22 protein-coding genes are annotated in these 25,613 nt (G+C 39.7%); 10 read left to right on the top strand and 12 right to left on the bottom strand.

Going from position 1 to position 25,613, the window contains the following annotated elements:
- Positions 1 to 7 precede the first annotated feature (7 nt).
- A complete protein-coding gene (locus EP1X_RS00595; protein ID WP_172672579.1) occupies positions 8 to 904 on the top strand; it encodes an ATP-binding cassette domain-containing protein in 897 nt (298 codons plus the stop codon).
- Positions 894 to 2,132 (top strand): ABC transporter permease, encoded by a 1,239-nt coding sequence (locus tag EP1X_RS00590; RefSeq protein ID WP_055280813.1) that lies wholly within the window; start codon positions 894 to 896, stop codon positions 2,130 to 2,132. Before EP1X_RS00595 ends, EP1X_RS00590 begins: the two co-directional genes overlap by 11 nt.
- 65 nt (positions 2,133 to 2,197) lie before the next feature.
- Here EP1X_RS00590 and EP1X_RS00585 read toward each other — a convergent pair whose 3' ends face one another.
- The 6 genes from EP1X_RS00585 to EP1X_RS00560 form a co-directional block, all read right to left on the bottom strand.
- Complete coding sequence (locus tag EP1X_RS00585) at positions 2,198 to 2,806, bottom strand: indolepyruvate oxidoreductase subunit beta (RefSeq protein ID WP_055280812.1); 609 nt, start codon at positions 2,804 to 2,806, stop codon at positions 2,198 to 2,200.
- Complete coding sequence (gene iorA / locus EP1X_RS00580) at positions 2,803 to 4,743, bottom strand: indolepyruvate ferredoxin oxidoreductase subunit alpha (RefSeq protein WP_055280811.1); 1,941 nt, start codon at positions 4,741 to 4,743, stop codon at positions 2,803 to 2,805. The genes EP1X_RS00585 and iorA overlap by 4 nt, the downstream gene beginning before the upstream one ends.
- Positions 4,744 to 4,746: 3 nt before the next feature.
- Positions 4,747 to 6,108 (bottom strand): acetate--CoA ligase alpha subunit, encoded by a 1,362-nt coding sequence (acs, locus tag EP1X_RS00575; protein WP_055280810.1) that lies wholly within the window; start codon positions 6,106 to 6,108, stop codon positions 4,747 to 4,749.
- 301 nt (positions 6,109 to 6,409) lie between these two features.
- Positions 6,410 to 7,042, bottom strand: coding sequence for a dTMP kinase (gene tmk / locus EP1X_RS00570; RefSeq protein ID WP_055280809.1), 633 nt, complete (start codon positions 7,040 to 7,042; stop codon positions 6,410 to 6,412).
- Between the two features lie 26 nt (positions 7,043 to 7,068).
- A complete protein-coding gene (locus EP1X_RS00565) occupies positions 7,069 to 7,776 on the bottom strand; it encodes a phospho-sugar mutase (protein WP_055280808.1) in 708 nt (235 codons plus the stop codon).
- A gap of 10 nt (positions 7,777 to 7,786) precedes the next feature.
- Entirely contained in the window at positions 7,787 to 8,872 is a 1,086-nt protein-coding gene (locus EP1X_RS00560) for a sugar phosphate nucleotidyltransferase (RefSeq protein ID WP_055280807.1), read from the bottom strand.
- Positions 8,873 to 8,988: 116 nt separating this feature from the next.
- Between EP1X_RS00560 and EP1X_RS00555 the strand changes: the two genes are divergently transcribed.
- From EP1X_RS00555 to EP1X_RS00535, 5 genes are all read left to right on the top strand, one after another.
- A complete protein-coding gene (locus EP1X_RS00555; protein ID WP_055280806.1) occupies positions 8,989 to 10,857 on the top strand; it encodes a phosphoenolpyruvate carboxykinase (GTP) in 1,869 nt (622 codons plus the stop codon).
- A 143-nt stretch (positions 10,858 to 11,000) separates the two neighbouring features.
- A complete protein-coding gene (locus EP1X_RS00550) occupies positions 11,001 to 12,188 on the top strand; it encodes a magnesium transporter (RefSeq protein ID WP_055280805.1) in 1,188 nt (395 codons plus the stop codon).
- Positions 12,189 to 12,246: 58 nt separating this feature from the next.
- On the top strand, positions 12,247 to 12,864 hold the full coding sequence (locus EP1X_RS00545; protein WP_055280804.1) for a potassium channel family protein: 618 nt from the start codon (positions 12,247 to 12,249) through the stop codon (positions 12,862 to 12,864).
- Positions 12,851 to 13,447 (top strand): potassium channel family protein, encoded by a 597-nt coding sequence (locus EP1X_RS00540; protein ID WP_055280803.1) that lies wholly within the window; start codon positions 12,851 to 12,853, stop codon positions 13,445 to 13,447. The genes EP1X_RS00545 and EP1X_RS00540 overlap by 14 nt, the downstream gene beginning before the upstream one ends.
- Before the next feature lie 51 nt (positions 13,448 to 13,498).
- A complete protein-coding gene (locus EP1X_RS00535; RefSeq protein ID WP_055280802.1) occupies positions 13,499 to 13,969 on the top strand; it encodes a hypothetical protein in 471 nt (156 codons plus the stop codon).
- Here the strand turns inward: EP1X_RS00535 and EP1X_RS00530 are convergent.
- From EP1X_RS00530 to EP1X_RS00515, 4 genes are all read right to left on the bottom strand, one after another.
- Positions 13,966 to 15,480, bottom strand: a complete 1,515-nt coding sequence (locus EP1X_RS00530; protein ID WP_172672578.1) for a metallophosphoesterase — start codon at positions 15,478 to 15,480, stop codon at positions 13,966 to 13,968. The genes EP1X_RS00535 and EP1X_RS00530 overlap by 4 nt on opposite strands.
- Before the next feature lie 5 nt (positions 15,481 to 15,485).
- The gene (locus EP1X_RS00525) at positions 15,486 to 15,896 is read right to left on the bottom strand and encodes a cyclic nucleotide-binding/CBS domain-containing protein (protein ID WP_055280801.1); all 411 of its coding nucleotides are present in this window, start codon (positions 15,894 to 15,896) and stop codon (positions 15,486 to 15,488) included.
- 63 nt (positions 15,897 to 15,959) lie between these two features.
- Entirely contained in the window at positions 15,960 to 16,859 is a 900-nt protein-coding gene (locus EP1X_RS00520; protein WP_055280800.1) for a 2-phosphoglycerate kinase, read from the bottom strand.
- The gene (locus tag EP1X_RS00515; protein ID WP_055280799.1) at positions 16,856 to 18,160 is read right to left on the bottom strand and encodes a hypothetical protein; all 1,305 of its coding nucleotides are present in this window, start codon (positions 18,158 to 18,160) and stop codon (positions 16,856 to 16,858) included. The genes EP1X_RS00520 and EP1X_RS00515 overlap by 4 nt, the downstream gene beginning before the upstream one ends.
- Before the next feature lie 260 nt (positions 18,161 to 18,420).
- Here EP1X_RS00515 and EP1X_RS00510 point away from each other — a divergent pair, with 260 nt between their 5' ends.
- Positions 18,421 to 19,533 carry an aromatic amino acid transport family protein gene (locus tag EP1X_RS00510; protein ID WP_055280798.1) on the top strand — a complete coding sequence of 371 codons (1,113 nt, stop codon included), beginning with the start codon at positions 18,421 to 18,423 and terminating at the stop codon, positions 19,531 to 19,533.
- Here EP1X_RS00510 and EP1X_RS00505 read toward each other — a convergent pair.
- Positions 19,509 to 19,790 (bottom strand): hypothetical protein, encoded by a 282-nt coding sequence (locus EP1X_RS00505; RefSeq protein WP_172672587.1) that lies wholly within the window; start codon positions 19,788 to 19,790, stop codon positions 19,509 to 19,511. The two genes, EP1X_RS00510 and EP1X_RS00505, sit on opposite strands and share 25 nt — an antisense overlap.
- Positions 19,791 to 19,891: 101 nt before the next feature.
- Here EP1X_RS00505 and EP1X_RS00500 point away from each other — a divergent pair, with 101 nt between their 5' ends.
- A complete protein-coding gene (locus EP1X_RS00500) occupies positions 19,892 to 22,483 on the top strand; it encodes an ATP-dependent helicase (protein ID WP_055280796.1) in 2,592 nt (863 codons plus the stop codon).
- Between the two features lie 34 nt (positions 22,484 to 22,517).
- Complete coding sequence (locus tag EP1X_RS00495) at positions 22,518 to 23,705, top strand: hypothetical protein (RefSeq protein ID WP_055280795.1); 1,188 nt, start codon at positions 22,518 to 22,520, stop codon at positions 23,703 to 23,705.
- Here the strand turns inward: EP1X_RS00495 and EP1X_RS00490 are convergent.
- On the bottom strand, positions 23,702 to 25,564 hold the full coding sequence (locus tag EP1X_RS00490; RefSeq protein WP_055280794.1) for a prolyl oligopeptidase family serine peptidase: 1,863 nt from the start codon (positions 25,562 to 25,564) through the stop codon (positions 23,702 to 23,704). The two genes, EP1X_RS00495 and EP1X_RS00490, sit on opposite strands and share 4 nt — an antisense overlap.
- Between the last annotated feature and the right edge of the window lie 49 nt (positions 25,565 to 25,613).

Raw genomic sequence — 25,613 nt, 5'->3', positions numbered from 1 at the left:
TGCATTGATGTCGGCTATTAAAATCAAAAATCTAATGAAAAGTTACGGAAATTTTTTAGCGTTGAAAGGGATAAACTTAGAAATTGAGGAAGGTGAAATATTTGCCCTTCTTGGGCCCAATGGTGCTGGTAAAACAACACTCATAAGGATTTTGACAGAAGGGCTGAAGTTTGACAGTGGGGAGATTGGGGTATTTGGAGAGAAGTTAAGTAAGAAAACAGCGCGTTTAATAGGTTATGTTCCTCAGGAAAGTATTTCTTATGATCTGCTGACCGTTGAGGAAAACCTTGCTTTCTATGCAGATCTCTATGATGCACCTAAAGAAAGGATCAAAGAACTCATTGAACGTTTTGATCTACCAGCCAAAAAGAAAGCTAAGGAGTTGAGTGGAGGATTTAAGCGGCGCTTAAACTTAGCTATCTCACTTTTATATGAGCCCAAAATCCTGATTTTGGATGAGCCTTCAACAGGTCTAGATGTTCCGTCAAGAAGACAGCTCTGGGATCTTATAAAAGGCTTTAAGGCCGAGGGCAAAACAATACTCCTTGCCACACATTATATGGAGGAGGCCGAGGCACTAGCTGATAGGATAGCGATAATGAACGAAGGAAGAGTCGTGGCTGTCGGTACAGCGGATGAACTGAAAGCCCTAATAGGAGAGGAAAGCATTATTCAGGTAGAGGGTATTCTAAAAGGAGTCGAAGGGATTAGAGAGGTATTCCCAAGGCTTATTGAGAAAAGTGGGACTCTTCGAATTCATGTGAGGAATTCAAAGGAAGCTTTACCGAAGATTGTTGAGCTTTTAATCTCTGCTGGAAGTGAGATAAAGGCCATTAAGGTGGAGGAGCCGACTCTGGAAGATGTCTTTTTAAAACTAACAGGGAGGGCGTTGGATGAAGTTTAGGGTCATTAAGGGCATAATCCTAAAGGATTTAAAAGAGCTCCGCAGAGAAAAGATGGCCCTCTTTTGGATATTCATATTTCCGCTCATGTGGATTACCCTATTTGGAACAATGTGGGGCGGTGAAAGCCCACCGATTACTGTGGATGTTGGAGTTGTTTACACAAACGAAAGTGCTCCATTTACAGCTTATGATATAATTGAGATAATGAGAAACGTAACACTTGAGGAGACAAACCTCTTCAACGTACTCGAGTTTGAAGACGAAAACAGTGCTGTTGAAGCCCTCAAAAGCGGAAAAATAGATGCCGTTGTAATTTTTCCCAAAGGGTTTGGGACAAACCTCACGAGTGGAAGGCAGGCGAGAGTTTACCTCTACTTTGATAAGAGTGATCCCCAAGACTATCAAATAGTAAGCGGTGTTGTTAAAGGCTTTTTTGGAGAGATGGAAAAAGAGATGAAGCGCAGAAACCTTGAGATGCAACTCGAATATATGGAGTCCTATCTTCCAAAAGGGCTTATCGCAGAGTATAATCTCACCACAGAGATGATTAGGGAGTACATGCTCGCGAGTGCTGAGCCTATTGTGATAGAAGAGAAAGAGGTAGAAGGCAAAACAGCGACGCCGATACAATTCTATGTAACGAGTTTTATAGGGATTCAATTCCTATTTGCTACAATGCTTACCGTAGGAGCCGGCACATTGGAAGAAATTGAGAAGGGCACACTCAGAAGAATAGCCGCTTCACCTGCTACCGCATGGGACTTTCTGATGGGAAAGATGCTCTCCACATTTTTAGTTATAATGATCAGCATAATTGTGGGACTGGCCTATGCTAAATTTGTGTTTGGCGAAACTATAGTGCCGAGTGCTCTTGGCTGGATCATAATATTCATCGCGTCCCTTTTCTCTATGAGCCTTGGTTTAGCGATAGCAATGGGGACTAGGAGCATAAAATCTACAACAGCTGTGGTGAATTTTATATCAATGCCGTTACTATTTTTAGCTGGTATAGTTGTTCCAGAAAGTGTTCTTCCAAAATGGGCGAGACCTATAGCAAATTACTTTCCACTTGGCAGAGCTTTAAAGGACTTCCGTCTTTTGGAGATTTATCACAGGCCTGCAAGTGAGATAATGCCCGATGTCCTGTGGTTGAGTCTGGCAACACTCGGCACCCTCATAATTGCGGTAGTGCTTTATAATTGGGCGGTTAAAAGATTGGAGGTCTAAGATTGCTGGGGATATTCTTCCACTTTTTTAGAAAAGGTGAAAAATACAAAGTATAAAGAAAGAACCTAAAGCTCTAATATCTCTTTTGCAGCTTTTATTCCAAGGTCAAAGGCCTTCATGTTTATGTCTACGGCTTTAGGGGGGACGCTGATCTTTATGACTTCTCTAACATGTTCTGCATCAAGTGGGAACTCAGGTATCTGAGTTAAGGCTCCTATTAATACCGTATTTGTTGTGACAACATGTCCTGCTTGTTCTGCAAGCTCTTCCGCGTTAAATCCAATCCATTTTGCTTTGAAGTCTTTCTCGAAGACTTTTCTTATCTCTTCAAGGCTTGGATAGCTTGCCATTCCCATTGAAACTTGCACGGGGACTATGGGTTTTGTGTTTACAACTATCATTCCGCCTTCTTTAAGATAATTCACGTATCTAAGTGCTTCTACAGGCTCAAAAGATAGCATAACATCGGCTTTTCCTTCGGGAACCATGGAACCATAAACGTCTTCACCAAAGCGCACATAGCTTATGACACTTCCGAATCTTTGGCTCATTCCGTGAACTTCACCAAGTCTCACTTTATAGCCTGCATGGAGTGCAGCCCATCCAAGAATGTTGGCCGCCGTTAATACTCCTTGGCCACCAACTCCTGTGATGACAATGTTGTACTCCTTCATTGTTCTCCCTCCTTCATAGGCTCAAAAGCCCCAAACGGGCACACTTGGGCACAACCTCCACATCCCCAGCACATTGTTGGTTCAACTCTTGCTTGTCTCTTCTCTTCGTCCCAGTAAATTGCTGGACATCCATAAGCATTGATACATATCCTACAACCAGTACACTTGTCCTCGTTTACGTAGTAAATTGGCCATTTCTCGCCTCTTCTTCTCATTTGGCCGATCCTATGTAAGGCACAAACTTGTCTTGAAACTATAACGCTAACTCCTTCAACTTCAATGGCCTTCTTCACAGTCTCATAAGTTGCTTTGATGTCGTATGGGTCAACGACAGCAACAAAGTCAGCACCCATAGCCTTTGCGACATCTTCAATTGGTATCCTTTTACCCATACCATGTGGAGTTTCTCCCGTACTTGGGTTTGGCTGGTCACCAGTCATTGCCGTGACAAGGTTGTCAAGGACTACAATAAGCACATTAGAGCGGTTGTATATGGCATTTGCTAACGCTGGTAGTCCTGTGTGATAGAACGTTGAGTCTCCAATAGTGGCCACTACTACCTGCTTTTCTGGACCTTGTTGTTCTTCGCTTAAGCTTCCATTTTGTGCTATGCTTAATCCGTGAGCTATTCCAATTGAAGCACCCATTGCAACTGTGGTATCAACAGTCTTAAGAGGAGGCAGGAGACCAAGGGTATAACATCCAATATCACTTGGATATATTGCTTTTCCTCCTGTTGCTTTCTTTATTGCGTAGAAGCTGTTTCTGTGTGGACACGCTGGACAGAGTGAGGGTGGCCTTGGTGGGAGCAATGGCTTGACCTTTTCATATTTTTCATCGAGTTCCTCAAAGTTTATTGGTGTTTCAAGGCCAAGGAATTTTGCTATAGCTGTTACAGCTCTTCTAGTGGTCATTTCATAAATTCTCGGGACAAGCTCTTTGCCCTTTATTTCTATGTTGAGCTTTTTATCAAAGGCCCATGTTTTCACTTGTTCTTCTACAACTGGTTCGAGTTCTTCGACTATTAATACTCTCTCTAATCCTTCAAAGAACTTCTCAAGAAGACCGTAAGGGACGGGGAATGGTGTTCCTAGTTTGAGAATCTTTACATCTTCGATTCCTAACCATGCTAAGGCCTCTTTTACATACGCATAGCTCAATCCTGGGGCTATTATACCGATCTTAGCGTCTTCTTTACCCTCTATCCAGTTGAATGGGCAGTTGTTTAATTCTTCTCTGATCTTTTCAATTTTTTCGAGGATTTGTGGGTGAAACTTCCTTGCATTTGAAGGGACATCAACAAACCTACTTGAATCTTTCTTAAACTTGCCGAACTTTCTCTTTCCTTGTTTTATCTCCTCTGGAAGCTCTCCTAAAACTACATCTCCCCTCGCGTGGGAGGTTCTTGTAGTTGTTCTTAAAATCACAAAGTGTTTGAACTTTTCACTGAGTTCAAAGGCGTACTTTGTCATTTCTTTAGCCTCATGGGGACTTATTGGCTCAAGAACAGGAACATTTGCGAATTTGGCATAAACCCTAGTGTCTTGCTCGTTCTGAGAGGACCACATACTTGGATCATCAGCAACCATTATAACGAATCCACCTTCAACACCCATTCCAACGGCACTCATGAAAGTATCGGCAGCTACGTTTAATCCAACGTGCTTCATTGCTGTCATGGCTCTAAGGCCGCTCCATGCTGCAGCTAGGGCCGTTTCGAAGGCCACTTTTTCGTTTGTGGAATATTCCATGTAAACGCCTGCCTTTTTGCTTACAATTGCCATGGTGTCTGTAAGTTCGGAACTTGGAGTTCCAGGATAAGCAGCATAGACTGCTATGTTAGCTTCCAAGGCACCCCTGGCTATTGCTTGGTTTCCTAAAAGGAGAACTCTTTCTCCAGGTTTATCCCATAAGACTATATCACTAACCTTAGCCATTAATTACACCTCCAAATTTCTCTCTGCAAAGGCAGCTAAAGCATATGCTGCGGAACCAACATCTTCTGGTCTTTCATATGCTGGAATACCCTCCTTTTCTAGGAGTTCTTTGGCTTTCTCACTAACGTATCCAGCCATAAAGAGTGCTAAAACAGGTTTTCCATTGTTGACTTCTTTTACAGCTCTTACTATGCCTTCTGCATGTTCTGTGGGGGTCATTCCAGCAAAAGTTGGAACAACACAAATTGCCACGAGCATATCGACATTCTCATCTTCTAAAAGAAGTTTGGCTGTTTTATAATAATCTTCTCCTCTTGCACTTGCTATCATGTCAACGGGATTTTTAACAGCTGCCATTGGGGGTAAAAATTCCCTAAGCTTTTCCATTGTTTCTTCTTTCAAATTGGCCAGCTTAAGTCCACGTTTATCGAGCTGATCAGCAGTTAGGACTCCAGGACCACCAGCGTTGGTCATTATTGCTACTTTCTTACCCTTTGGTAGAGGCTGAGTAAAGGCCCTTGCCATACTAAGTAGGTCATCTATGGTTTCAGCTACGAGAACTCCGCTCTGGGTAAAGGCAGCCTCGTAGATAGCATAACTTCCTGCAAGTGAACCAGTGTGGGAAGACGCTGCTCTTGCTCCACTTTCACTTTTTCCAGCTTTTAAGGCTATTATTGGTTTCTTTTTACTTACCTTCTTTGCTATCTCCATAAACCGTTTTCCATTCTTTATTCCTTCGATATAAAGGGCTATTGCCTTACTATTATTATCTTCGGCTAAATATTCCATCAAATCTGCGAAATCAACGTCAGCCATATTTCCAACGCTTATAAACTTTGAGAACCCAATATCTTCTTTAATAGTCTTGTAGACTATTCCAGCTCCTAAAGCACCACTCTGGGAAACAAAGGCCACACTTCCTTTTTTTGCCTTCATGATAAATGTGGCGTTCATGTTGCTGTGAGTGTCCATTACACCGACACAGTTGGGCCCAATTATTCTCATTCCATATTTGTGTGCTATCTCTACAAGTTCTCTTTCTTCTCTTTTACCCTCTTCACCCATTTCTCCAAAACCGGCCGTAATTATGATGGCTCCTTTAACACCTTTCTCGCCGCAATCAATGAGTGCTTGCTTGACGAATCTCCTTGGAACAACTATAACTGCTAAATCAACGTCTTCTGGAATGTCTTTGACATTCTTGTAAGCTTTGACTCCCTGAACAGTTTCTTCTTTTATATTGATGGGATATACTTTCCCTCCATAGTCCTTAAGGTTCTTGAAGATCTCATAACCGAGCTTGAGTGGGTCATTTGATGCTCCAAGCACTGCTATGCTTTTTGGAGTGAAGAAATAATCAAGCATTTTTACAATCACCGACTTTCCTATCGGTAAAAGTCTATATAAGCTTTCCGAGAAAGTGCAGTTAAGCAAGTTTGGGCACAAGAAAGCACAAATACATCTTTGATGAGCATAAAGAGACATGAATGCAGATTACCTTCTTCTTTCTGAAATCTTGTAATTCACAAGAATCGGGATGTTGGAGTAACACAATCTAGAAAGGCCTCAGCTAACCCTCTTTTCTTCATCTCATCAGAGTGGCTAACGTTCGTCATCGGCCAATTATTTTAAAGAAAAGGGAGTTAAAAGGTTTGGGATTTTGGGTTTATCCTTTTGAGTTTTCAAAGAGTTCGTGCTCTACAAGGGCGGTGATGTCATTGTGGATGTCCTCTACAGGAGCAAGGGCATTGATTATCCTTATCTCATTAAACTTCTCTGCAAGTTTCAAATAGTTCTCTCTGACTTTCTTTTGTAGTTCTACGATTTTATCGAATTCAGACCTTATGCTTCTTCCATTTATTCTCTTTATGCTCTCCTTAACGGGTAAGTCTAGTAGTATAACGAGGTCAGCACGTGGAGCAAACCCATTCAAGTTGATAAGCCAATTTAGGTCCAGACCTCTTGCCCATTGATAAGCAAGGGATGAGTAGAAATATCTATCCGAAATAACAACTTTCCCGGCATTTAATGCAGGTTCTATGAGTTTTTTAACATGCTCTGCTCTATCAGCAGCAAAAAGCAGAGCCTCAGCTTCTTTACTTATTCTAGCACCATCAATTATACCCTCTTTCCCTCCTGTTAATACCAAACGTCGGATTAACTTACCAAAGGCTGTGTCAGTTGGCTCTTTTGTAAGTACAACATCATATCCTCTCTCTTCAAACCATTTTGCAAGCATTTTGGCTTGTGTTGATTTTCCAGCGCCATCTATGCCTTCTAGGACTATAAATATCCCCATGAGTGCACCTCCGACTGATTTCCATATTAAAGGACTTTCTTCATGTGATCTAGTAGTCTCCACATACTTCCGAATTCTTTTTCTTCCCCATCCTTATGAAACTCTACATATCCATCGGGACGGAAACGAAGTCCAAAAGCGTAATCTCCTTTTTTAAGTTTTTGTAAATAAACTTCTTTTGGTTTAGGTGGTAAGTAGCTGGTCATCATATCATTAAGGAGTTCTGTTTCAAATCTTAAGTGTTCACTTAGCTGGGGAAATAAAAGTACTGCAGGAGTATTCATACAATCGATTAAGGCTTTTCCTTCTACAGTGAAGTTGTAGTGCTTGAAGATGTCTTGGAGAAAATCGTCCAAGGCATTTGGGTAATAAACGGTAGCTCCGATATCATTGGGGTGCGCCTCTATAAACTTCTTTGTCTTCAATAAAGCATTTATCTCGTCGGGGTCGAATCCACTAATCTCAACTCTCACTCCATTGTAGTAATAAATATATACAAGGGGTAGGCCACGTTTATGAGCAAAGTCTTTGAGAACTATGAGGGGAATTAGCCTTACATCCATTGTAGCTGAACCTGTACTTACTATTCCGACCACTAAGGCCCTTTTTCCATATCTTGAAATTGCTCTTCCGTCTCTTCCCACTATTATAGTCCCTTGGGCGACTGTTCCAATGGCCCTTCCGAGCAGGGCAAGTTCTTCTGGGTTGAATTCCTCAGACCTATAAATTTCCATCACAACCACCTCAATCAGGGAGTACTATACTTTCTTTTCCAATTCTTGATTCGGCCCAAATTTTTACATTGGCTCCAATCTTTGTGAATTCTTCAATCACAGAGTTATCGCCAACGACACTCCCACTTTCAATAATTACACCTTTTCCAATATGAACGTTTTCTCCTATGATTGCTTCATAAATCTCTGCTCCCTCTTCTATAGTCACATTTGAGAATATAACTGAACGTTCTATTTTAACGTTTCTCCCTATTTTAACATTGTCTCCTAAAACTGCAAATCCTCTTACCTCTGGTCGTCTTATTTGACATCTTATTCCGCTGTAGAGCGGCCCACCATATTCTAGATTTCCTTTAAGTGATTCTGTTCTTACTTGGGAGAGCTTAAGTCTTCCTAGAAAAACGTCTGCTGTTGCTTGGAGGTAGCTTGATGGCCTTCCTACGTCGTTCCAGTATTCCTCAAAGGGAAACCCGTAAAGAGGGAGGTTTTCTTCCAGCATCTTTGGAAATAGATTCAGAGAAAAATCGAAGTTTTCTCCTTTGGGAACTAAATCAAAAGCTTCTGGTTCAAAAACGTAGATACCTGCATTTACCAAATTACTAAAAGCCTCTTCGGGTTTGGGTTTTTCTTTGAATCTCAGTATTCTGTTCTCGGAATCTACGATAGCAATCCCATATTGGCTGGGATCTTCAACACGAGATAAAGCAATGGTAGCTAGGGCCTTTTTTCTTTTATGATACTCATAAAGGGCATTTATGTTAATGTTGGTTAGCACGTCACTCGAGGCAATGATGAAAGTATCCTCTATTTTGTTTACAACTTTTTTTGTGGCACCTGCAGTTCCGAGTTTTATATTTTCTCCATTTGAATAATGCATTTCAACTCCGAAATCGCTACCATCTCCGAAATAATTTGTGATCCGTTTTTTGAGGTAACCTACGAGTACGAAGATCTCTTCCACTCCAGCATTTGTTAGCGCCTTTACTACGTATTCCATCATAGGTTTATTGAAAAATGGGATCATGGGTTTGGGGCGGTAAACTGTCAAAGGAAGCAGTCTTGTGCCTTTTCCGCCCGCTAAAATCACTGCTTGCATACTTTTTGCACCATAAGAATTGAGGAGTCCCAGTTAATATAATTTTTGGTACGTTATACCGCGATTTTTGAGAAACCTTTTTAATTTTCGAATGTAAAACTTTTACGGTGGTGTAAATGGACCCCATGGATTATCTAAAGGAAAGGCTCGAACCAGAACAGTTTGAAAAAATTAGAGTGATTGACAATCCTGAGCTTCATGAATTTTTGGCAAAATACATTGAGCTCTTAAATCCTGCAAAAGTCTTTGTTTGCACTGATTCAAAAGAAGATGAAGCGTACATAAGGAGAAAGGCCCTTGAATATGGGGAAGAAAATTCCCTTGTTATGGAAGGTCATACCGTTCACTACGATGGTTATTATGATCAGGCAAGGGACAAAGCTAGAACTAAAATCTTGGTCCCTAAGGGTGTGGAGATACCTTTTATAAATACCATGGATAGAGAAGAGGGCCTTAGAGAAATACATGAGATAATGAAAGATATCGCAAAGGGTAAAGAGCTCTTTGTGTGTTTCTTTGTTCTTGGGCCTAGAAATTCAGTTTTTACCATTCCGGCGGTTCAACTTACAGATTCTGCTTACGTTGCCCATAGTGAGTTTATACTTTACAGAAAGGGTTATGAAGAGTTTAGGCGCTTGGGAAGGGAAGCTAAATTCCTAAAGTTTGTACACTCGGCAGGAGAACTCGATGAGAGGAAGACCAGTAAGAACATAGATAAAAGAAGGGTTTACATAGATCTTGAGGGTGAGACTGTTTATTCTGCAAACACACAGTATGGTGGAAATACTATAGGCTTAAAGAAGCTTGCTTTTCGTTTAACAATAAAGAGGGCTGTTGAAGAGGGCTGGTTAAGTGAACACATGTTCTTAATGCGTGTAAATGGTCCTAATGGGAGAAGGACTTACTTTACTGGAGCATATCCATCAATGTGTGGTAAAACTTCAACTGCTATGATCTCATGGGAGAACATAGTGGGGGATGATTTAGCATTCATAGTGGACATGAAAGGAGAAGCAAGAGGTGCAAACGTCGAGAAGGGTGTTTTTGGAATAATTCAAGGAGTTAATCAGGAAGATGACCCAATAATTTGGGAAGTTCTTCACTCATCGAACGAGATAATTTTCTCTAATGTACTCGTTAAAGATGGAAAACCTTACTGGAATGAGATGGGTATACCAATACCCGATGAAGGAGAAAATCATAGTGGTAAATGGTGGAGAGGAAAGAAAGACCCAGAGGGTAATGAGATCCCACCAAGTCACAAGAACGCTCGCTTTACTGTAAGCTTGGAAGCTTTTCCAAACGCTGATTTAGAGGCTTTGGAAGCTCCGTGTGGTGTTAGAGTTGGTGGCATGATCTTTGGAGGAAGGGATGCAGATACATGGCCTCCTGTAAGGGAGTCCTTTGACTGGGCTCATGGTGTCATAACAATGGGTGCTGCTTTGGAAAGTGAAACAACAGCAGCAACACTTGGTAAGGAAGGGGTTAGGGCATTTAATCCAATGGCAATCCTTGACTTCTTGAGTGTTCATATCGGAGACTACCTAAAGAACTACCTTGAGTTCGAGAAAAAATTGAGGATTAAACCCAAGATATTTGCTGTGAATTATTTCTTAAGGGATGAAAATGGCAACTGGCTTAATCACAAACTTGACAAGGCAGTATGGCTTAAGTGGATGGAGCTTAGAGTTCATGGGGATGTAGATGCAATAAAGACTCCCGTTGGATACATTCCTAAGTATGAAGACTTGAAGAAGCTCTTTAAAGAAGTTCTTAACAAGGAATATCGGAGAGAAGATTATGAACGTCAGTTTACTATAAGAGTGCCAGAGTTTTTAGCAAAAATCGAGAGAATTGAAAAGATTTACAAAGAGATAGGTAATATACCAGAAGACCTCTTTAAAATCCTTGAGGAGGAAAGACAGAGACTACTTGAGGCGAAAGAAAAATATGGTGATTATATATCACCGTTCCAGTTTGAATAAGCCTTTTGTCTTTTATTCCTTTCTTTTCATGGGCCTTTTCATGAGTTAGAGTTACCAAAACCTTTTTATAGGATTTTTTGGAGATTTACTTGGCAGAGTAGACGTGAATAGCAGGGAGGGAGCAAAGATGAGAGGTGACGAGTATGAGAAACCTCCAAGTAGTCCTTGGGAGAAATCTCTCAGAGAGGTTCAGAGATGCTTGGATGGGGGCTATTCCAGCTTTGGTAACATGTTTATTTATGGACTTCTTTGCAGGGGCTTTTCTGGGTAGGTTCTTTGAAAAAATCATGTTGAGTTATCCAATAATTTTTGTGATTCTCCCTGGTCTTATGGGATTAAGAGGAAACATTTTTGGTGCAATGGCCTCTCGATTTACTACAATGTTGCACCTTGGTGAAATGGAACCTCATTTGAAGGATAGGAATGTTGTAAAAAATATTTTCTTAAGTATATTACTATCCCTCCTTCCAGTACTTATTCTGTGGTTTGTAGGCGTTCTCAAAGTCCAAGAAACTACATCTGGGATTGTGGTGCTTTTAATAGTGGTAACTTCTACTATCTTCGTGAGCCTGATAATGGGATATGCTACAGCAGCTGCCACGGTCATACCATTTAAAAAAGGCATTGACCCTGATACAGTTGCAGCTCCTCTGGTAACCTCAGCAGGAGATCTTGTTACAATGCCATTTTTAGTACTGTTTATCTTACTTTATGAAGAATTTCCATTAATTTTCGATAGTTTAGTGATAGTGGGAATTGTATTTCTGATTTTCATGTTATTTGTCCTTAAACTTAAGAAGGAAGAAAAGAGGATGGTTAGAGAAATTCTGGGGGTAATAGGAGGCTTGGCATTACTGTCAAGTGTTTCTGGTGGTTTACTTGAAGCTTATAGTGAAGTTATATATGCATCAGTTATATTTAGCGTTATGTATCCGGCAATACTTGGGACTGCAGGAAACTATGGATCGATTATTGGGGCAAAAACGTCTACAAAACTTCATCTTGGCGAGATAGAAGGGCTTTTTAACAAAGATTCATTATTAGATATCTTTGTGTATTTCATTACAAGCTTTTTCATAGCCTTTCTAATGAATCTTGTAGGAATTTTGGTAGTAAGGCTCAGTTTAGGAAAGGATGTAGGACTCGTATTTCCATTTATAGCTTTCTATCCGTTGTTAGTTTTGATTAATATGTTTATAGGATACTTCCTTGCAATAAGTTTTGATAAATTGGGCTTGGATCCCGATAATGCCACTGTTCCTACTATCACTACTCTGGCGGATATCTTTTCAACCCTTTTTACTGTAGGAGTTGCTCATTTAATTGTCTAGAGGGAGGAAAACCTTAAAAGAAAATGGAATATGAGATAAGAACAGGTGGGATTGGTAGATGGAAGAATTCGAGGAATTTGAATATCAACCCAAAAGTGTTAAAGAAATCTTCATAGAGATGAAAAACATTGTTGAACTCATGGTTGACCTTGCTTATACAGCAATTCTCTTTGGAGATAAAGAGATAGCCGAAGAAGTGCTGGACCTCGAGGAAAGAATGGATCTCCTAAATTATCACTTGATGACTCATGCAGTTTTAGCTGCAAGAAATCCAAAGGAAGCAGAACAGATAACCTCTGTTTTACAAATGGCTAATTCAATAGAAGATATTTCCAATGCCGCTGGGGATTTAGCCAAAATGGTCTTGGAAGGCGTTGCTCTTCATCCCGTTATTACAGAAGCGATTATGGAGAGTGAGGAGGTTATAACTAAGATAGTAGTTTCTCCTGACTCGATTCTTGTAGGAAAAACTCTAGGAGAACTTGATCTTGCAACTAACACTGGAGTTTGGGTAATAGCTGTTAAAAGAGGGAAGAGGTGGATATTTGCTCCTGATAAAGAGTTTAAGATAAAACCAAATGACGTGCTTATTGGAAGGGGAACTCACACATCGGTAGAACATCTTAAGGAGATTGCGAGAGGAATTATTAGGGTGATTGGTGATGAAAGAACTTGAAGAGATTAGAGACTGTCTTATAGAGATGAAAAATCTTTCCTCTCTTATGGTCGATCTTGCATTTTCATCAGTTATGTATAATAGCGAGGACATTGCTGATGAGGTTTATATTCTTGAGGAGAGAATGGATGAGCTTACATTGAAGGTTAAGAAGTTGGCTTTAAAGGCTGCCAAGTATGAAGAAGACCCTGAAAAACTTTTGAGTATAATAGAAATGGCAAATATAAATGAACAGATATCAGACTCTGCTTATGAAATATCAGACCTAGTACTTAGGGATGTTGAACCACATCCAGTAATAAGAAAAATAATGCATGATGTTGACGAAGAGATAGGCAGGGTAAAGGTTAACAGAGGATCAATATTGATTGGAAAAGCCTTAAAACAGCTTAAACTTCCTACAAAGGTCGGAGTCAAGTTGATTGCCATAAAAAGAGGTAGCCGCTATATTTACAACCCTTCCAAGGATGAAGTTATTGAAGAAGGAGATATACTCATAGCAGTTGGTTCTGGTATTGACCGTTTGAGAGAACTTTCCAATGAAAAGGGTGAGGAAGGCGAGTTTATAGAAGAAGAGGAATAATTATAAAGCCTTTTGTTTATTTCGCTTGTAAAGAAAAATGGAGGCTTTGAGATGAAAGTTGAAGGATTTGTTGCAAGTTTGAAAAATGCTGAGACGATTGAAGGGCTTTTTGATATACTTGAGAAAAAAGGTGCTCCGGTTATAGAATTCGATGGACAAAAAACCCTCGTAGTTGTGGAGGGAGACTTTGAGGGCACGCCTTTTTGGACTGAGATAAATGGCAAAAAGGCAAATTTTGCTCTTGGGGATGCCATGCTCAATTCAGCAAGCTTTCCGTTCAAGTGCAAGAAGCCCTATACTGGTGGAAATGCAATATTTGTAAGTTTTGAGAACATCGAAACAAGTGAGTTCCTAGTTGTTTACAAGTCAGAGACCAATATGCGAGTATTCTATGTAAAAGATGGAAAAGCAGAGAAAATTGATGAAGAAAAATATGAAGAGCTCATTGATAAGATGCCAGAATTTAAGGTCAAGGGGTTCAGTGAAGAGCAGATGGATATGATGGGTGCCTTCTTCGGTTAATCCCATGGTACTTTTGTTTTTATTTTCCATAGACCTAAGAGTTTTCTGGATCCCCAGGTAGCTTGGATCTCAAAGGCCGCTACCATGTCCTCGTAGATGTCTATTATATTGAAAGAGTTACCAAAGGGGTTTCTATGTAACTCCCAGCTTATTGAACCGGCGTTTATTATTGGTGTTTCTTCGACTTTTATTCCTAGACTATTTCCTCCGTGGCCTGTAAGGACCAAGTTTGTATTTTCCTCAGTAAGGATCTTCAGGACATTTCCGCCATCTTCTAAAAACCCTATTTCTCTGCTTTTTGGTATCGGTGTTATGTTGTGGTGCATGATAACAACTCTGAACTTTTCTTCGTATTCTCTCAGGTGTTCTCTAAGGATTTTTTGCCCTATTCTTCCAACGACCCCTATAGGCGTCTCGTATTGGGCTGATATAATAGGAATAAAGACAAAATTGTCCTTTTCCAGGATTTTTGGTTCTTCAAAGTACTCCCTAAATAACTCGTAACCTAAATGGGTTATGTCATTATGTCCGGGGACTAGAAGTTTCTCGGGCTTTATCTTCTCCCAGAGTTCGTGAGCTTTTGAATAATATCTTTCGATACCAACATCCACCATATCTCCACAGTGGATTACCAGATCTGGCTTATATCTCTCATTAATGGCCCGTATAGCATTTTTGAAGACTCTCTCTCTAAAGTAGACTCTATCTGAGACATTGCTTTCACTCATTTGAATAATCCTAAATAATCTTTTTCTCTTTGGTATGAAAATTCGTTGTTTCTTTATCTTAAACTCTCTCTTATGAATATCTCCAGTCACTCTTTTTATCGCTACAGAAATTTTGCCATCTTCTCTTATTTTAATTATATTATAACTGTTTACATCCCCTTTTCTAGTTTTTCTACAGGAGGTACATCCGGAGTTTGCCACTACAAGACCCTCTACCCTATAGATGTTAGGGACATGTTTGTGTCCACAAATGTAGAGGTTAATCTCGTGTTTAAGGAGCAGATCTAAGACATCACCCGCATTAAAAAGAACGTTTCGTTCTCTCCCAGTATCGGGAAGTGGGATAAGATGATGATGGGAAGCGACTATTTTAAACTTCTTGTGTGAGTATTCCTCGAGCTTTTCCTTAAGCCATTGGAATTTGTATCCTCCTACTCTCCCATTATTCAAATCCGGAATTGTTGAATCTACCCATATTATGACTAAATCTTTCCACTCATATACACCATTCAATGCACCAATATACTTTTGGAAGAGCTCATATCCAACATTTCTAGCATCATGATTGCCAGGTAGCACTATAAGGCGTTTTTGTATCTTTTTTAACTCATAACTCGCTCGTTCGTATTCTTCTCTTAATCCCTCGTTCGTAACATCGCCCGTGTGAACAACCAGGTCGTAATCTAGTGCATTTACTTCATTAACTATTAAATCATAGGCGTATCCTTTGTAAGCTTCCCCGCTTGTTATGTGAGTGTCGCTTATGTGGGCTATCTTGATCATGTTTATCACTCTACCGAGATCGCTGTTTCGAGTTTTCTTCTACTGGCTTCAAGAAGATCGCTGAGGGTAAAAATACCAACAACTTTCCCTTCTTCTTTAATGAGCATGTGTTTTATTCTCTTTGCTGCCATTATTTTCAATACTTCTTTTAGTGGAGTGTTTGCATCTACCGTAATTAAATCCTTTGTCATGATCTCCGTTACGGGGGTCGTATAAGCCAAACCTGGAACGATAACTCTTCTTATAATGTCACTCTTTGTAAAAAATCCTATAACCTTTTCATGTTGGTCTATGACAACTAGAGAGCCAATATCAAATTCTACCATTATCTTACAGGCCTCTTGGATGGTATTATCTGGCCTTACCCCTATCAACTTTTTAGTCATGTAAACCTTTATTGGGGCATTTTCATCCATCTGAATCACCATAATGGGATCTATGAAAATAATATTTGTTTAAAGATAAAAGGATTTTTGTTGTTAGATTTCTAATTTAATCCCTCTTTCCTTAAGTCGTTTGGGTATCTCTTTCATTAGATGGGTCATTATAGTGTTTATGGATTCTTCGAGCTCAATATTCTCTATTATGGGGACTCCATGTTCTTTCGCTTTTTTGACTAAGTAGTCTTGAATGTGGATAATATCTTCGATATTTTTCACATAGTATTCGGCAGGTCGAAGGCTGTAACGTGCTCTTTCGTAAAATCTTGCTTCAAGAGCTTCAAGACTTCTTACAGTTATCATGTACATAAAACTTCTTTCGTTAAGTGTTAGATACCCCGGGACGAGGTGAATTCCCTCTATTATCGTGTTGAATCCTTCGTTATATGAACGTTCTATGACTGCGTTAATTCCAACGCTTATGTATCTTACCTGGCTTTCAAATCCATAAATAAGGGGATTTACATCTCTTGGTACATTTCTAAGTTCTCTCCAAGCTAAAAATGAGGAAGTATGGATTGCAGGAAGGAGGTCTCTGCTAATCATTTTTCTCATAACTTCTCTAACGGTATCCGTGCCTATCACGGTTCTTATTCCTAGTCTAAATGCTAGCTCGGTTGCAAGTGTGGATTTTCCAACTCCCGTTGCTCCGCCAAGAAGTATTATCATTGGGTACTTTAGCTTTCTAAGTTCGTGCCAAAAGAGGTATTTTCTTGCGGCATCCTTTAGACCGTGCTCTAGAAGCTTTTTATACGCTATCTCTCTGATTTCATCTTTTGTTATCAGTTTTACCTTTCTTCTCTCCAGATCCTTTACTATCTCAGCAGCTATAGAATAAGCTATACCAACATCAACACCGGTGGAAGTTATAGATCTAGTGAGGATTCCTCTGGAAAAAGGGATTTTTGTCTTTTTTTCAGGATCGATTACGATTATCATCTTTGAACCCCCTTGAGGTCTCGCCCTATCTTCAACACAGAGTCCCTCAAATCTTTTCCATCTATATTAATTGGTTCGTTATCGAGATATATAACCTCTTTCCCCTGTTTGAGGGCTTCTCTTGTGACAACGTCCACGGCAGCAGCTTTTAGTTCTACAAGAACTGTATCATAATTACTAAAACGTTTCAAATCTTCCTTTAACTTTGGTCTGTTGGCTAAATTATGGCTTTTACCAATGATCTCTACATTATAGGATTCTTCCAAGTGTTTAGCTGCTTTTTCTAGACCTTCTGAAGGTGCTGTCATAATGAGAATTGCCTTTTTTCCTGCTACTTCTCCCAACGGCCTTGGTTTGAATGCGGTTAAATGGATATCGGCTTCTGGGTTTATTTCACTTAGGAGTTTCTTGAGGACTCTAAGTTTTTCTTCATTTATCATGTCTGCAAGAGTCACTATAATCAAATCTGCCAGTGCCACTCTAAATGGGCCAAAATAGCTCTTAATGAACTCAAGTTTTTGTGGTGCTCCGACAACAGTGATGTATTTATCGGCTTTCACTGCTGGAAAAGTTGCTCCACTACCTTCAAGTATGACTATGTCCCCTTCGAGTTCTTCGGCTAGCTTTATACCTTTGTCAACTATGTCAAAGAAGCTAAAACCTGCCATTCCTCCACCACATCTTCTGCATCCTATTGTTAACACTCTTGCTGTTAAAGCATCTTCAAAGTGGTCTGATGCTGCGTGTCTTCCTGATTCAGTTATTTTAATGAGAAACTCAGGAGTTATCTCAAGCTTGTCTCCTTCTATTATCTCTGGTTCTTCTGGCCCTCCTCGTCCCATTGTTACGATTATAGGTTTTGCAATCTCCTTAAGGGTTCTTGCAACAAATCCGCTTACAGCGGTTTTTCCTACTCTTTTTCCAGTTCCAAGGATTGTGAGCGTAGGTTTGTTCATCCTCTTTAATTTCTTGGGGAAGAACTCAAAGTCTGCACCCTTATATTTAATGCCAAGTTTCAATAAAAGGGCAGCTATCCTAAATCTGTCTTCATAATTTACAACAGGTTCATCGCTCAGGTCTATGACTTCTTCGATTATATTCTCTCTAATCGCTTTCTTAATTGCTGATAGGTAATTATCCTCATGATAAAGTTTAACCCCTATCTCTTTTTCTAGGGATTTAATATCTCCTATCTTCTCAGTACCCCCTAAGAACACTGCACAGGAAACATTTCCAAGCTTTTTAATGGCCCATGCAGTTACATCGGGATAGTGCTCCCCATCTATCAGCACCATTCTCATTTTTCCACCATAGAGATTTAGTTAGTTTAAGTATAAAATTCTTCTGGAGGACCCTACATGTATCTTCCTCCCTTAACCTTTTGAAAGTCTTTAGAACTAAGAGAATTTCGATGATATATGCTTAAATCACCTTTATTCTGCTTTTATTGTTAAATGTATTTAAGTGTCCTTTGGTGCATTTACTTGTCTTTTAGAGGACTCTTTTTTACATATAGCAAGACTTTTATATTTGTGAAACTTTTTTCACCAGTGGTGGGAGCATGAAGAGGCTGACACTTGCTGAAGCAAGCGCAATACTAATAGGGACTCAAATTGGAGCTGGTGTTTTGGGTTTGCCATATGCTCTAAGAGAGGCTGGACCGATATTGGGAGTTATTGTGATAATTCTTACGGGCCTTTTAACACTTCTAACTGCATTATTTGTTTTGGAAGTTGCCTCTAAGAGTGAAGGAAAAAGTCTTTCAAAGCTTACCGAAGAGCATCTCGGAAAATTTGGTGGGATTCTAATGTTCATGAGCATCTCAATCTTAGCTTATGGGGCTCTTATAGCATACATAGCAGGGAGTGCGGATATACTCTCTTCGTTACTTGGAATTAGGGCAGAAATTGTTGCGGTGATATTCTGGATAGTAATGAGTTTAATTGTATTTATGGGCCTTAAGACTTCTGGAGAGGCCGAATTAATTCTCAATGGAGTTCTTCTTTCTGCCATTGTCATTTCAATAGTGCTTGTCTTTGGGAACATTTCTCCAGAAAATATAAAGTATGCAAACTCCTCCGCTGCTCTACGTGGAGTAGGAGTAGCACTATTTGCCTACGTTAGCCATATGGTAATCCCTGAGCTTCTGAAGGGGCTTAAAGATGTCAGAATTACAACAAAAGCAGTTTTTGTAGGGTATCTCACTCCAATGATACTCTATGCTCTTTTCATCTTGGCTTTTATTGGTGCATTTGGGCCTGAGACTCCTGAGCTAGCAACAAAAGTACTTGAAGGTCTTTATGGTTCTTTAGGTAGGTGGCTTGGCCTATTATTGCCCTTAGCAGCCATATGTACAAGTTATATAGGAATAGCACTTTCTCAGATGGATAACATTAGGGAAATGCTTGGGTGCAGTAAGATAAGTTCATGGCTCTTAGCAGTCGCACCGCCTTTGGCAATATATTTTGCTGGTCTTAAAAGCTTTGTAAATGCTCTATGGCTTGCAGGAACCTTTGGAGGAGTAATTTATGCTGGGATACTTCCAACCCTCATGTACCTTAAAGTGAAGAAAAAAGAAGTGAATTTCCATTTGCACATCCCTCATGGGGTAGTGTATTTGTCTGGCCTGATATTTCTCATGGTTTTTGTTTATTCTTTGGTGTCTCTTGTTTGAACTTTGTATTTTACGGAATATTTTCCTGTTTCAAATTTTTCTTCAAGTTCTAAAATTTCAATTGGTTCTACAATTATCCCAAATTCCATCGCTTCCCATTTTATATCCTCAAAGTAGTCAAAAAGCCCACAAGTCTTGCAGAATGAGCCTTCAAACTCGATTATAACTTCTTCACCTTTAATCTCTTTTAGCTTTGCATGTGCCTCGTTTCCATGTAATCTGTTAAATTCTTCAATTACTTTTGAAATCTTCTCCATGGTTCTCATTTTTTCAATTTCGTTATGAATATTTAAATGCTTTTGTTCGAAAATCGGATGAAAATTTTTAAGGCCTCGTTATATAGGATGAGTGAAGAGGCATGATAAGTTTTGCCGATAGAGAATACTCGGATGATGAAATATATGCCATACTTGATGAGCCGATTAGAAAGTGGTTTAGAGAGAAATTTGGGACGTTCACACCCCCTCAGCGTTATGCCGTGGTAGAGATTCATAAAGGAGAAAATGTTTTGATTTCTTCACCAACAGGTAGTGGGAAAACCCTATCCGCTTTCTTAGCAGCTATAAATGAGCTTGTTCTCCTAGGAAAAAAGGAGGAACTCGAGGATAAAATTTACGTCCTTTATGTTTCCCCACTCAGAGCTTTAAATAATGATATACGGAGGAACTTGGAGGAACCTCTTAGGGAAATACGGGAGGTTGCAAAGACTTTAGGTTATGAGTTGCCGGAGATAAGAGTTGCAGTAAGGACAAGTGATACCTCGAGCTATGAAAAGCAAAAGATGGTGAAAAAACCACCTCATATTTTGATCACAACTCCAGAAAGCTTAGCAATAGCTCTAAATGCTCCTAAATTCAGTCAAAGGTTAAAAACAGTTAAATACGTAATTGTAGACGAAGTTCATGCTCTGGCTGAAAATAAGAGAGGTACTCACTTAGCCCTCAGTCTTGAGAGACTTCAAAATTTGGCCGGTGATTTTGTGAGGATTGGTCTTAGTGCAACGATTCACCCTCTTGAAGAAGTTGCCAAGTTCGTTTTTGGCTTTAATGAGGATGGTACACCTCGTTCAGGACTAATTGTGGATGTGAGTTTTGCAAAGCAAACTGAAATTGTCGTAGAGAGTGTTGTTGAGGATCTCATATATTCTCCTGCGAGTGAGCTTAGTGAAGCTCTATACAAACGTTTGGACGAACTCATAGAACAGCACAGAACAACTCTAATATTCACGAATACTAGAAGTGGTGCCGAAAGAGTTGCTTACCACCTCAAGAAAAAATATCCAAAATATGCTGAATTAATTGAAACCCATCATTCAAGTCTTTCTAGAGATGTTAGGCTTGAGGTAGAGGAGAAACTAAAGAGGGGAGAACTCAAAGCGGTAGTCTCTAGTACCTCCCTAGAACTTGGGATTGACATTGGAAGTATTGACTTAGTTATTTTAATAGGATCACCAAAAAGTGTGAATAGAGCTTTGCAAAGAATTGGAAGAGCAGGTCATAGATTGCATGAGATCAGTAAGGGAGTAATTCTTGTTTTGGATAGGGATGATCTGGTAGAATGTACAGTCTTAGCCCACAACGCAAGGAATAGACGGCTTGATAGAATTAAAATTCCTCAGAACCCGCTGGATGTTCTTGTGCAACATGTTCTTGGAATGGCCCTGGAAAGGGTCTGGGATATAGAGGAAGCGTATAATCTCGTGAGAAGGTCCTATCCCTATCGTAACTTGAGTTTTGAAGATTTTATGTCTGTTTTGCGCTACTTGGCAGGAGAATACGCAGGGTTAGAAGAGAAAAGGGTCTATGCGAAAGTATGGTTAGATGAAGAAGAGGGTAAATTCGGTAGACGAGGCAAAATGACGAGGGCTATTTATTACATGAATACAGGTACAATTCCTGATGAGGCTAAGATCGAGGTCTTTACTCTTGATAAACATTTTATAGGCACTGTTGAAGAAGAATTTGCTGAAAGACTAATGCCAGGAGATATTTTTGTTTTATCTGGAAGGACGTATGAGTTTAGGAAATCTAGGGCCAATAGAATTTATGTTCAACCCAAAGAGGGGGCAAAGCCTACAATTCCAGCTTGGTTTTCCGAAATGCTCCCCTTGAGTTTTGACCTTGCATTAGATGTTCAAAGATTTAGGAGGGAGGTTAAAGATCTCCTAGATAACAAAAGAGCCAAGAGTTTTCTGATGAAGAAATACCAGATAGACGAGAAAGCGGCAAAGGCCATTATGGGATATTTTAGAGAACAAGCAAGGTATTCAACCGTTCCTGAGGATGAGATAATTCTTGTTGAAGAGGTCTTTGACGAAAGAAGGGCAAAATACTTCTTCCATACCTTGATAGGTAGGAGGGCCAATGAAGCCTTAAGCAGGGCCTTTGCTTATTTGATTAGTAAGAAAAAGAGATGCAATGTGGGGATAGCTATAAGTGATAATGGATTTATGCTCATCTTGCCGAAAGAAAAAGTTCTAAGTGAAAATGAAGTCAAAGAACTTTTCCAAGTAGAAGATTTGAGGGAAACTCTGAAAAGGGCCTTGGATAATACAGAGCTTTTGAAGAGGCGTTTTAGACACGTAGCCAACAGAGGATTACTAATATTAAGGCGTTACATGGGACGGAAGAAGAGCCTAAGTAGACAACAACTCAATGCACAGACTTTATTGAGACTTTTAAAGAAAAATTATCCAGAGTTCCCACTTCTCAAAGAGGTTTATCGTGAGATAATGGAGGATAAAATGGATATAGAGAATGCGGAAATTTTCTTGAGCTGGGTAAGGGAAGGTAAGATAAAAGTGGTAGTAGAGCATAATGAACTGCCATCACCTTTTGCCTTTAACCTTGAAGTGATTGGAGCTAGTGATGTTGTGCTGATGGAAGATAGGAGAGAGTTGATTAAGCAGCTGCATAGTAAAATAATGAAACTAATAGAAGAAAAAGCTTAAATATGTCAACGAGCCAAAGATAGTGGTGGGATCTGTGAAAAAAAGGTGGATTGCCAATTTTGTGCTGCTTTTGTTAGCTCTTTATACTGCTAATTATGCTGAACTAATCTCAGAAAAAGATCCTGTGTTGAACACGTTGTGGGGGTTAGATTTTGGAAATTTCGAGGAAAATATTGCAGGTATTAAATTTATAGATAGTCGAATAGTAATTGCGACCTCACATAATGATATCGAAAAGGATGCTAAAAATGCTCACCTCATTATCATCGATGAAAAAGGCAATGTGCTAAGAAATGTCACTCTTCTGCGCTTTGTTGCTTCTTTCGATGCCTCCCAGAGAATTATTGCACTGGGGACTGCAGATCTAAAATGGTTCAATGAATCCACCTTCACATTTTCTCCCTTTTACCTTGTAGTTTATTCTCCAAACGGTTCTGAGCTCTGGAGAAGAGAATTTAACGCGACATCAGTGAGTACTGCCAATGATTTAATTGTAGTGAGAGGCTATATAAAAAATAGTAGTATAGTGAAAGTCTTTGACATAAATGGAAATGAGCTCTGGAGTTTGAATTTTGGTGAAAAAGTCGCAACAAATGGAAAAGTTGTTGCAGTCTCTGAGAAGGGTAAAATTTATTTCTTTTCCAGAGATGGCGAGCTTATAAAAATTGTTGAACCTTGGAAAGGGATAGTCGATAGTATGAGGCTTACAGATGATGGAAAGCTTGTTGTGGTTTTCTACTCCCGTGAAGGGCAGTTTTTAGGAGTTTATGACAAGAATGGCAACTTTCTTTGGGGCAAAACTTTCTTGCATGTAGAAGATTTTGCAATCTCACAGAACTATCTCATTGTATGCGATGCGGCATTGCATATATTTGACTGGTCTGGAAGAGAAGTCTGGAATGATACGATGTATTATCTCTTATACCCAGAAATAGGCATTGCTTTAGGAAGAATTGCCCTCTCTCCGGATGAAAGATTTATAGCTTATGGAGATGCTGGAGTAGGTTTTATTATAAACCCCCTTTTTGATAAGGATGAAGACGGGATTTTGGATGAAAACGATACTATTCCAATAAACAACGGGCTGTTTTGGAGGATTGTGATGCTTCCTGTTGTAGGTTGGTTAGTGGTTTGGATAAACTTATGGGAACGGAAAAAGGAGCGCGAAAAAGCGAGAAAAAGATATGATGAGATAAAGACTACCTTTGAAGATAGAAGCTAAACTTCAACTCCCAGAGTCTTAATCACAAACGCCAGCACATCTGTTAATTCTTTAACTCTTGTTTCCGCTGAGGCCCCCATGTGTCCGCTCTTTGTTTCCACTCTTAAGTAAACGGATGCACCAACGTCTTTGAGCTTCTTTGCAAACTTTAATGCATGAGCTGGATGAACTCTATCATCGTATAGTCCAGTGTAAATTAGTGTTGGTGGGTATTTTTTGGTTGGATCGATGTTATGGTATGGGGAATACTTGAGAAGGAACTCTCTGTCCTTTGGGTCATCTGGGTTTCCATATTCTGGAATCCACACACTTCCAATGTAAAGCTTGTGGAAGCGGAGCATGTCTATAACGGGATATCCAATTAATGCTGCATCCATAACATCTGGCCTTTGGACAAGTGTTGCTGAGACTAAAAGACCTCCATTGCTTCTTCCCCATGCAGCAACTCTATATCCCTCACTCTTAAGCTTCTCTAGAACTCCTATAAAATCGTCAAATACATTCTGTTTGTTTTCTCGCATGCCAGCTCTGTGCCACTCTTCGCCGTACTCACTTCCTCCTCTTAGATTTGCCATAACAAATGTTCCACCCCTCTTAATGAAGGGAATCGCATGGGGAAAGAACCTTGGCAAGAGCGGTATGTTGAAGCCACCATACCCAAAGACCCAAGCTTTTTTCTCATCCTTTTCTCCCTTAACAGTGAAATAATGGATTTTAGTTCCATCTCTTGAAGTTGCGAAGCTTTCTTCTACTTTGAAATTGTCTCCCAATTTGATTTCATCTACAAGCTCGAGTCTCTCACTAAACCTGTAAATCCTGTATGGCACTGTAAAGCTTTCATATCTAAGGAGAACATTTTTCCCATCGTTGTCAAGTGGATGAACTTGGCCAGGCATCTCAAATTTTATCTCTTCTATAAGGATTCCATCTAATGTGAAGACTCTCAAGAGTGAGGATGCATGAACCATGTAGCCGGTAAGTATCTTGTCTTCTACTATAACGGCCCATTCAAGGGGAAATTCATTTTCTGGGATAATTTCTTTTATTTCTTCTCCCTCGAGCACGACTATTTTTCCAAGCCCTTTTCCTTCTCTAGTATATATGTAGAGCTTTCCATCTTTGTAGTCTATTGGATAAGCGGGGACTTTGCTTGAATACACTTTTTTCCATTCTTCCGGTTTATTTATGGGCCCAAAGTATATATCGGCTTTGTTCCATCCAAAGGTAACTGTTAACATTGCCCATTTTCCATTTGTGCTTTTCTGCAGGTTCATAAAATACCCTGAAGCTAGGCCTTCACCAAATATCATCCTTTCTTTGTCTCCTTTCTTAAGGAAAACTCTTTCTGCTGGAGGCTCCATTCCATCGGGTGTTTTCTCTTTTCTATAGAAGCGAGCAAAATAATAGCCATCCTCAAGGAAGACAATGTCCCATAGAGATGGCTTTATCTCCTCTAAGATCTCTCTACTTTTTAAGTCGATTATTCTTGTTATTCCTTCATCGGCTCCACCAATGGAGAAATTGTAAGCTAATCTTTTCCCTTCTTTATCTACAGTAAATCCTTGTAGAAGGACCTCGTCGTTAAGTTCTTTTTCAAGCTCCTTTGAGTCCACTATTATCTCTCCTGTGTCGAAGAGTTTTATGAGTTGTCTGCCCTTTTCGTTTATCTGCACAAAGATTCCCTTTTCTGTAAGCTGAGCTCTCCAGATGTTGGGTAAGTAATAGTACTCCTTAACCTCGTCTATAAGTTTGTCTGGAATATCTCCAATGAACTCTCTAAAGTGTGCGTTTTCTTCCTCTATGAACTTCAACACTCTCTCATCACTTAGGTTTTCCATCCAGAGGTATGGATCTTCCATCGAAGTCACCATTAAGATATTAAATTTAACGTTAATAAGAATATCGCTA

The sequence above is a fragment of the Thermococcus sp. EP1 genome, assembly GCF_001317345.1.
Taxonomy (GTDB): Archaea; Methanobacteriota_B; Thermococci; order Thermococcales; family Thermococcaceae; genus Thermococcus_A.
The sequence above is the reverse complement of the archived record's forward strand: the minus strand, read 5'-3'. Positions and strand labels throughout refer to the sequence as shown.

What these genes read in the sequence shown, in the direction of transcription:
- EP1X_RS00550 (WP_055280805.1), top strand. Translation starts at nt 11,001, where the DNA reads ATGAGAAACCTCCAAGTAGTCCTTGGGAGAAATCTCTCAGAGAGGTTC.
- EP1X_RS00515 (WP_055280799.1), bottom strand. Translation starts at nt 18,160, where the DNA reads ATGAGAATGGTGCTGATAGATGGGGAGCACTATCCCGATGTAACTGCA.
- EP1X_RS00505 (WP_172672587.1), bottom strand. Translation starts at nt 19,790, where the DNA reads ATGGAGAAGATTTCAAAAGTAATTGAAGAATTTAACAGATTACATGGA.
- EP1X_RS00595 (WP_172672579.1), top strand. Translation starts at nt 8, where the DNA reads ATGTCGGCTATTAAAATCAAAAATCTAATGAAAAGTTACGGAAATTTT.
- EP1X_RS00590 (WP_055280813.1), top strand. Translation starts at nt 894, where the DNA reads ATGAAGTTTAGGGTCATTAAGGGCATAATCCTAAAGGATTTAAAAGAG.
- iorA (WP_055280811.1), bottom strand. Translation starts at nt 4,743, where the DNA reads ATGGCTAAGGTTAGTGATATAGTCTTATGGGATAAACCTGGAGAAAGA.
- EP1X_RS00565 (WP_055280808.1), bottom strand. Translation starts at nt 7,776, where the DNA reads ATGGAAATTTATAGGTCTGAGGAATTCAACCCAGAAGAACTTGCCCTG.
- EP1X_RS00510 (WP_055280798.1), top strand. Translation starts at nt 18,421, where the DNA reads ATGAAGAGGCTGACACTTGCTGAAGCAAGCGCAATACTAATAGGGACT.
- EP1X_RS00530 (WP_172672578.1), bottom strand. Translation starts at nt 15,480, where the DNA reads ATGATCAAGATAGCCCACATAAGCGACACTCACATAACAAGCGGGGAA.
- EP1X_RS00585 (WP_055280812.1), bottom strand. Translation starts at nt 2,806, where the DNA reads ATGAAGGAGTACAACATTGTCATCACAGGAGTTGGTGGCCAAGGAGTA.
- EP1X_RS00545 (WP_055280804.1), top strand. Translation starts at nt 12,247, where the DNA reads ATGGAAGAATTCGAGGAATTTGAATATCAACCCAAAAGTGTTAAAGAA.
- EP1X_RS00555 (WP_055280806.1), top strand. Translation starts at nt 8,989, where the DNA reads ATGGACCCCATGGATTATCTAAAGGAAAGGCTCGAACCAGAACAGTTT.
- EP1X_RS00520 (WP_055280800.1), bottom strand. Translation starts at nt 16,859, where the DNA reads ATGATAATCGTAATCGATCCTGAAAAAAAGACAAAAATCCCTTTTTCC.
- EP1X_RS00500 (WP_055280796.1), top strand. Translation starts at nt 19,892, where the DNA reads ATGATAAGTTTTGCCGATAGAGAATACTCGGATGATGAAATATATGCC.
- acs (WP_055280810.1), bottom strand. Translation starts at nt 6,108, where the DNA reads ATGCTTGATTATTTCTTCACTCCAAAAAGCATAGCAGTGCTTGGAGCA.
- EP1X_RS00560 (WP_055280807.1), bottom strand. Translation starts at nt 8,872, where the DNA reads ATGCAAGCAGTGATTTTAGCGGGCGGAAAAGGCACAAGACTGCTTCCT.
- EP1X_RS00525 (WP_055280801.1), bottom strand. Translation starts at nt 15,896, where the DNA reads ATGGATGAAAATGCCCCAATAAAGGTTTACATGACTAAAAAGTTGATA.
- EP1X_RS00490 (WP_055280794.1), bottom strand. Translation starts at nt 25,564, where the DNA reads ATGGAAGATCCATACCTCTGGATGGAAAACCTAAGTGATGAGAGAGTG.
- tmk (WP_055280809.1), bottom strand. Translation starts at nt 7,042, where the DNA reads ATGGGGATATTTATAGTCCTAGAAGGCATAGATGGCGCTGGAAAATCA.
- EP1X_RS00540 (WP_055280803.1), top strand. Translation starts at nt 12,851, where the DNA reads ATGAAAGAACTTGAAGAGATTAGAGACTGTCTTATAGAGATGAAAAAT.
- EP1X_RS00535 (WP_055280802.1), top strand. Translation starts at nt 13,499, where the DNA reads ATGAAAGTTGAAGGATTTGTTGCAAGTTTGAAAAATGCTGAGACGATT.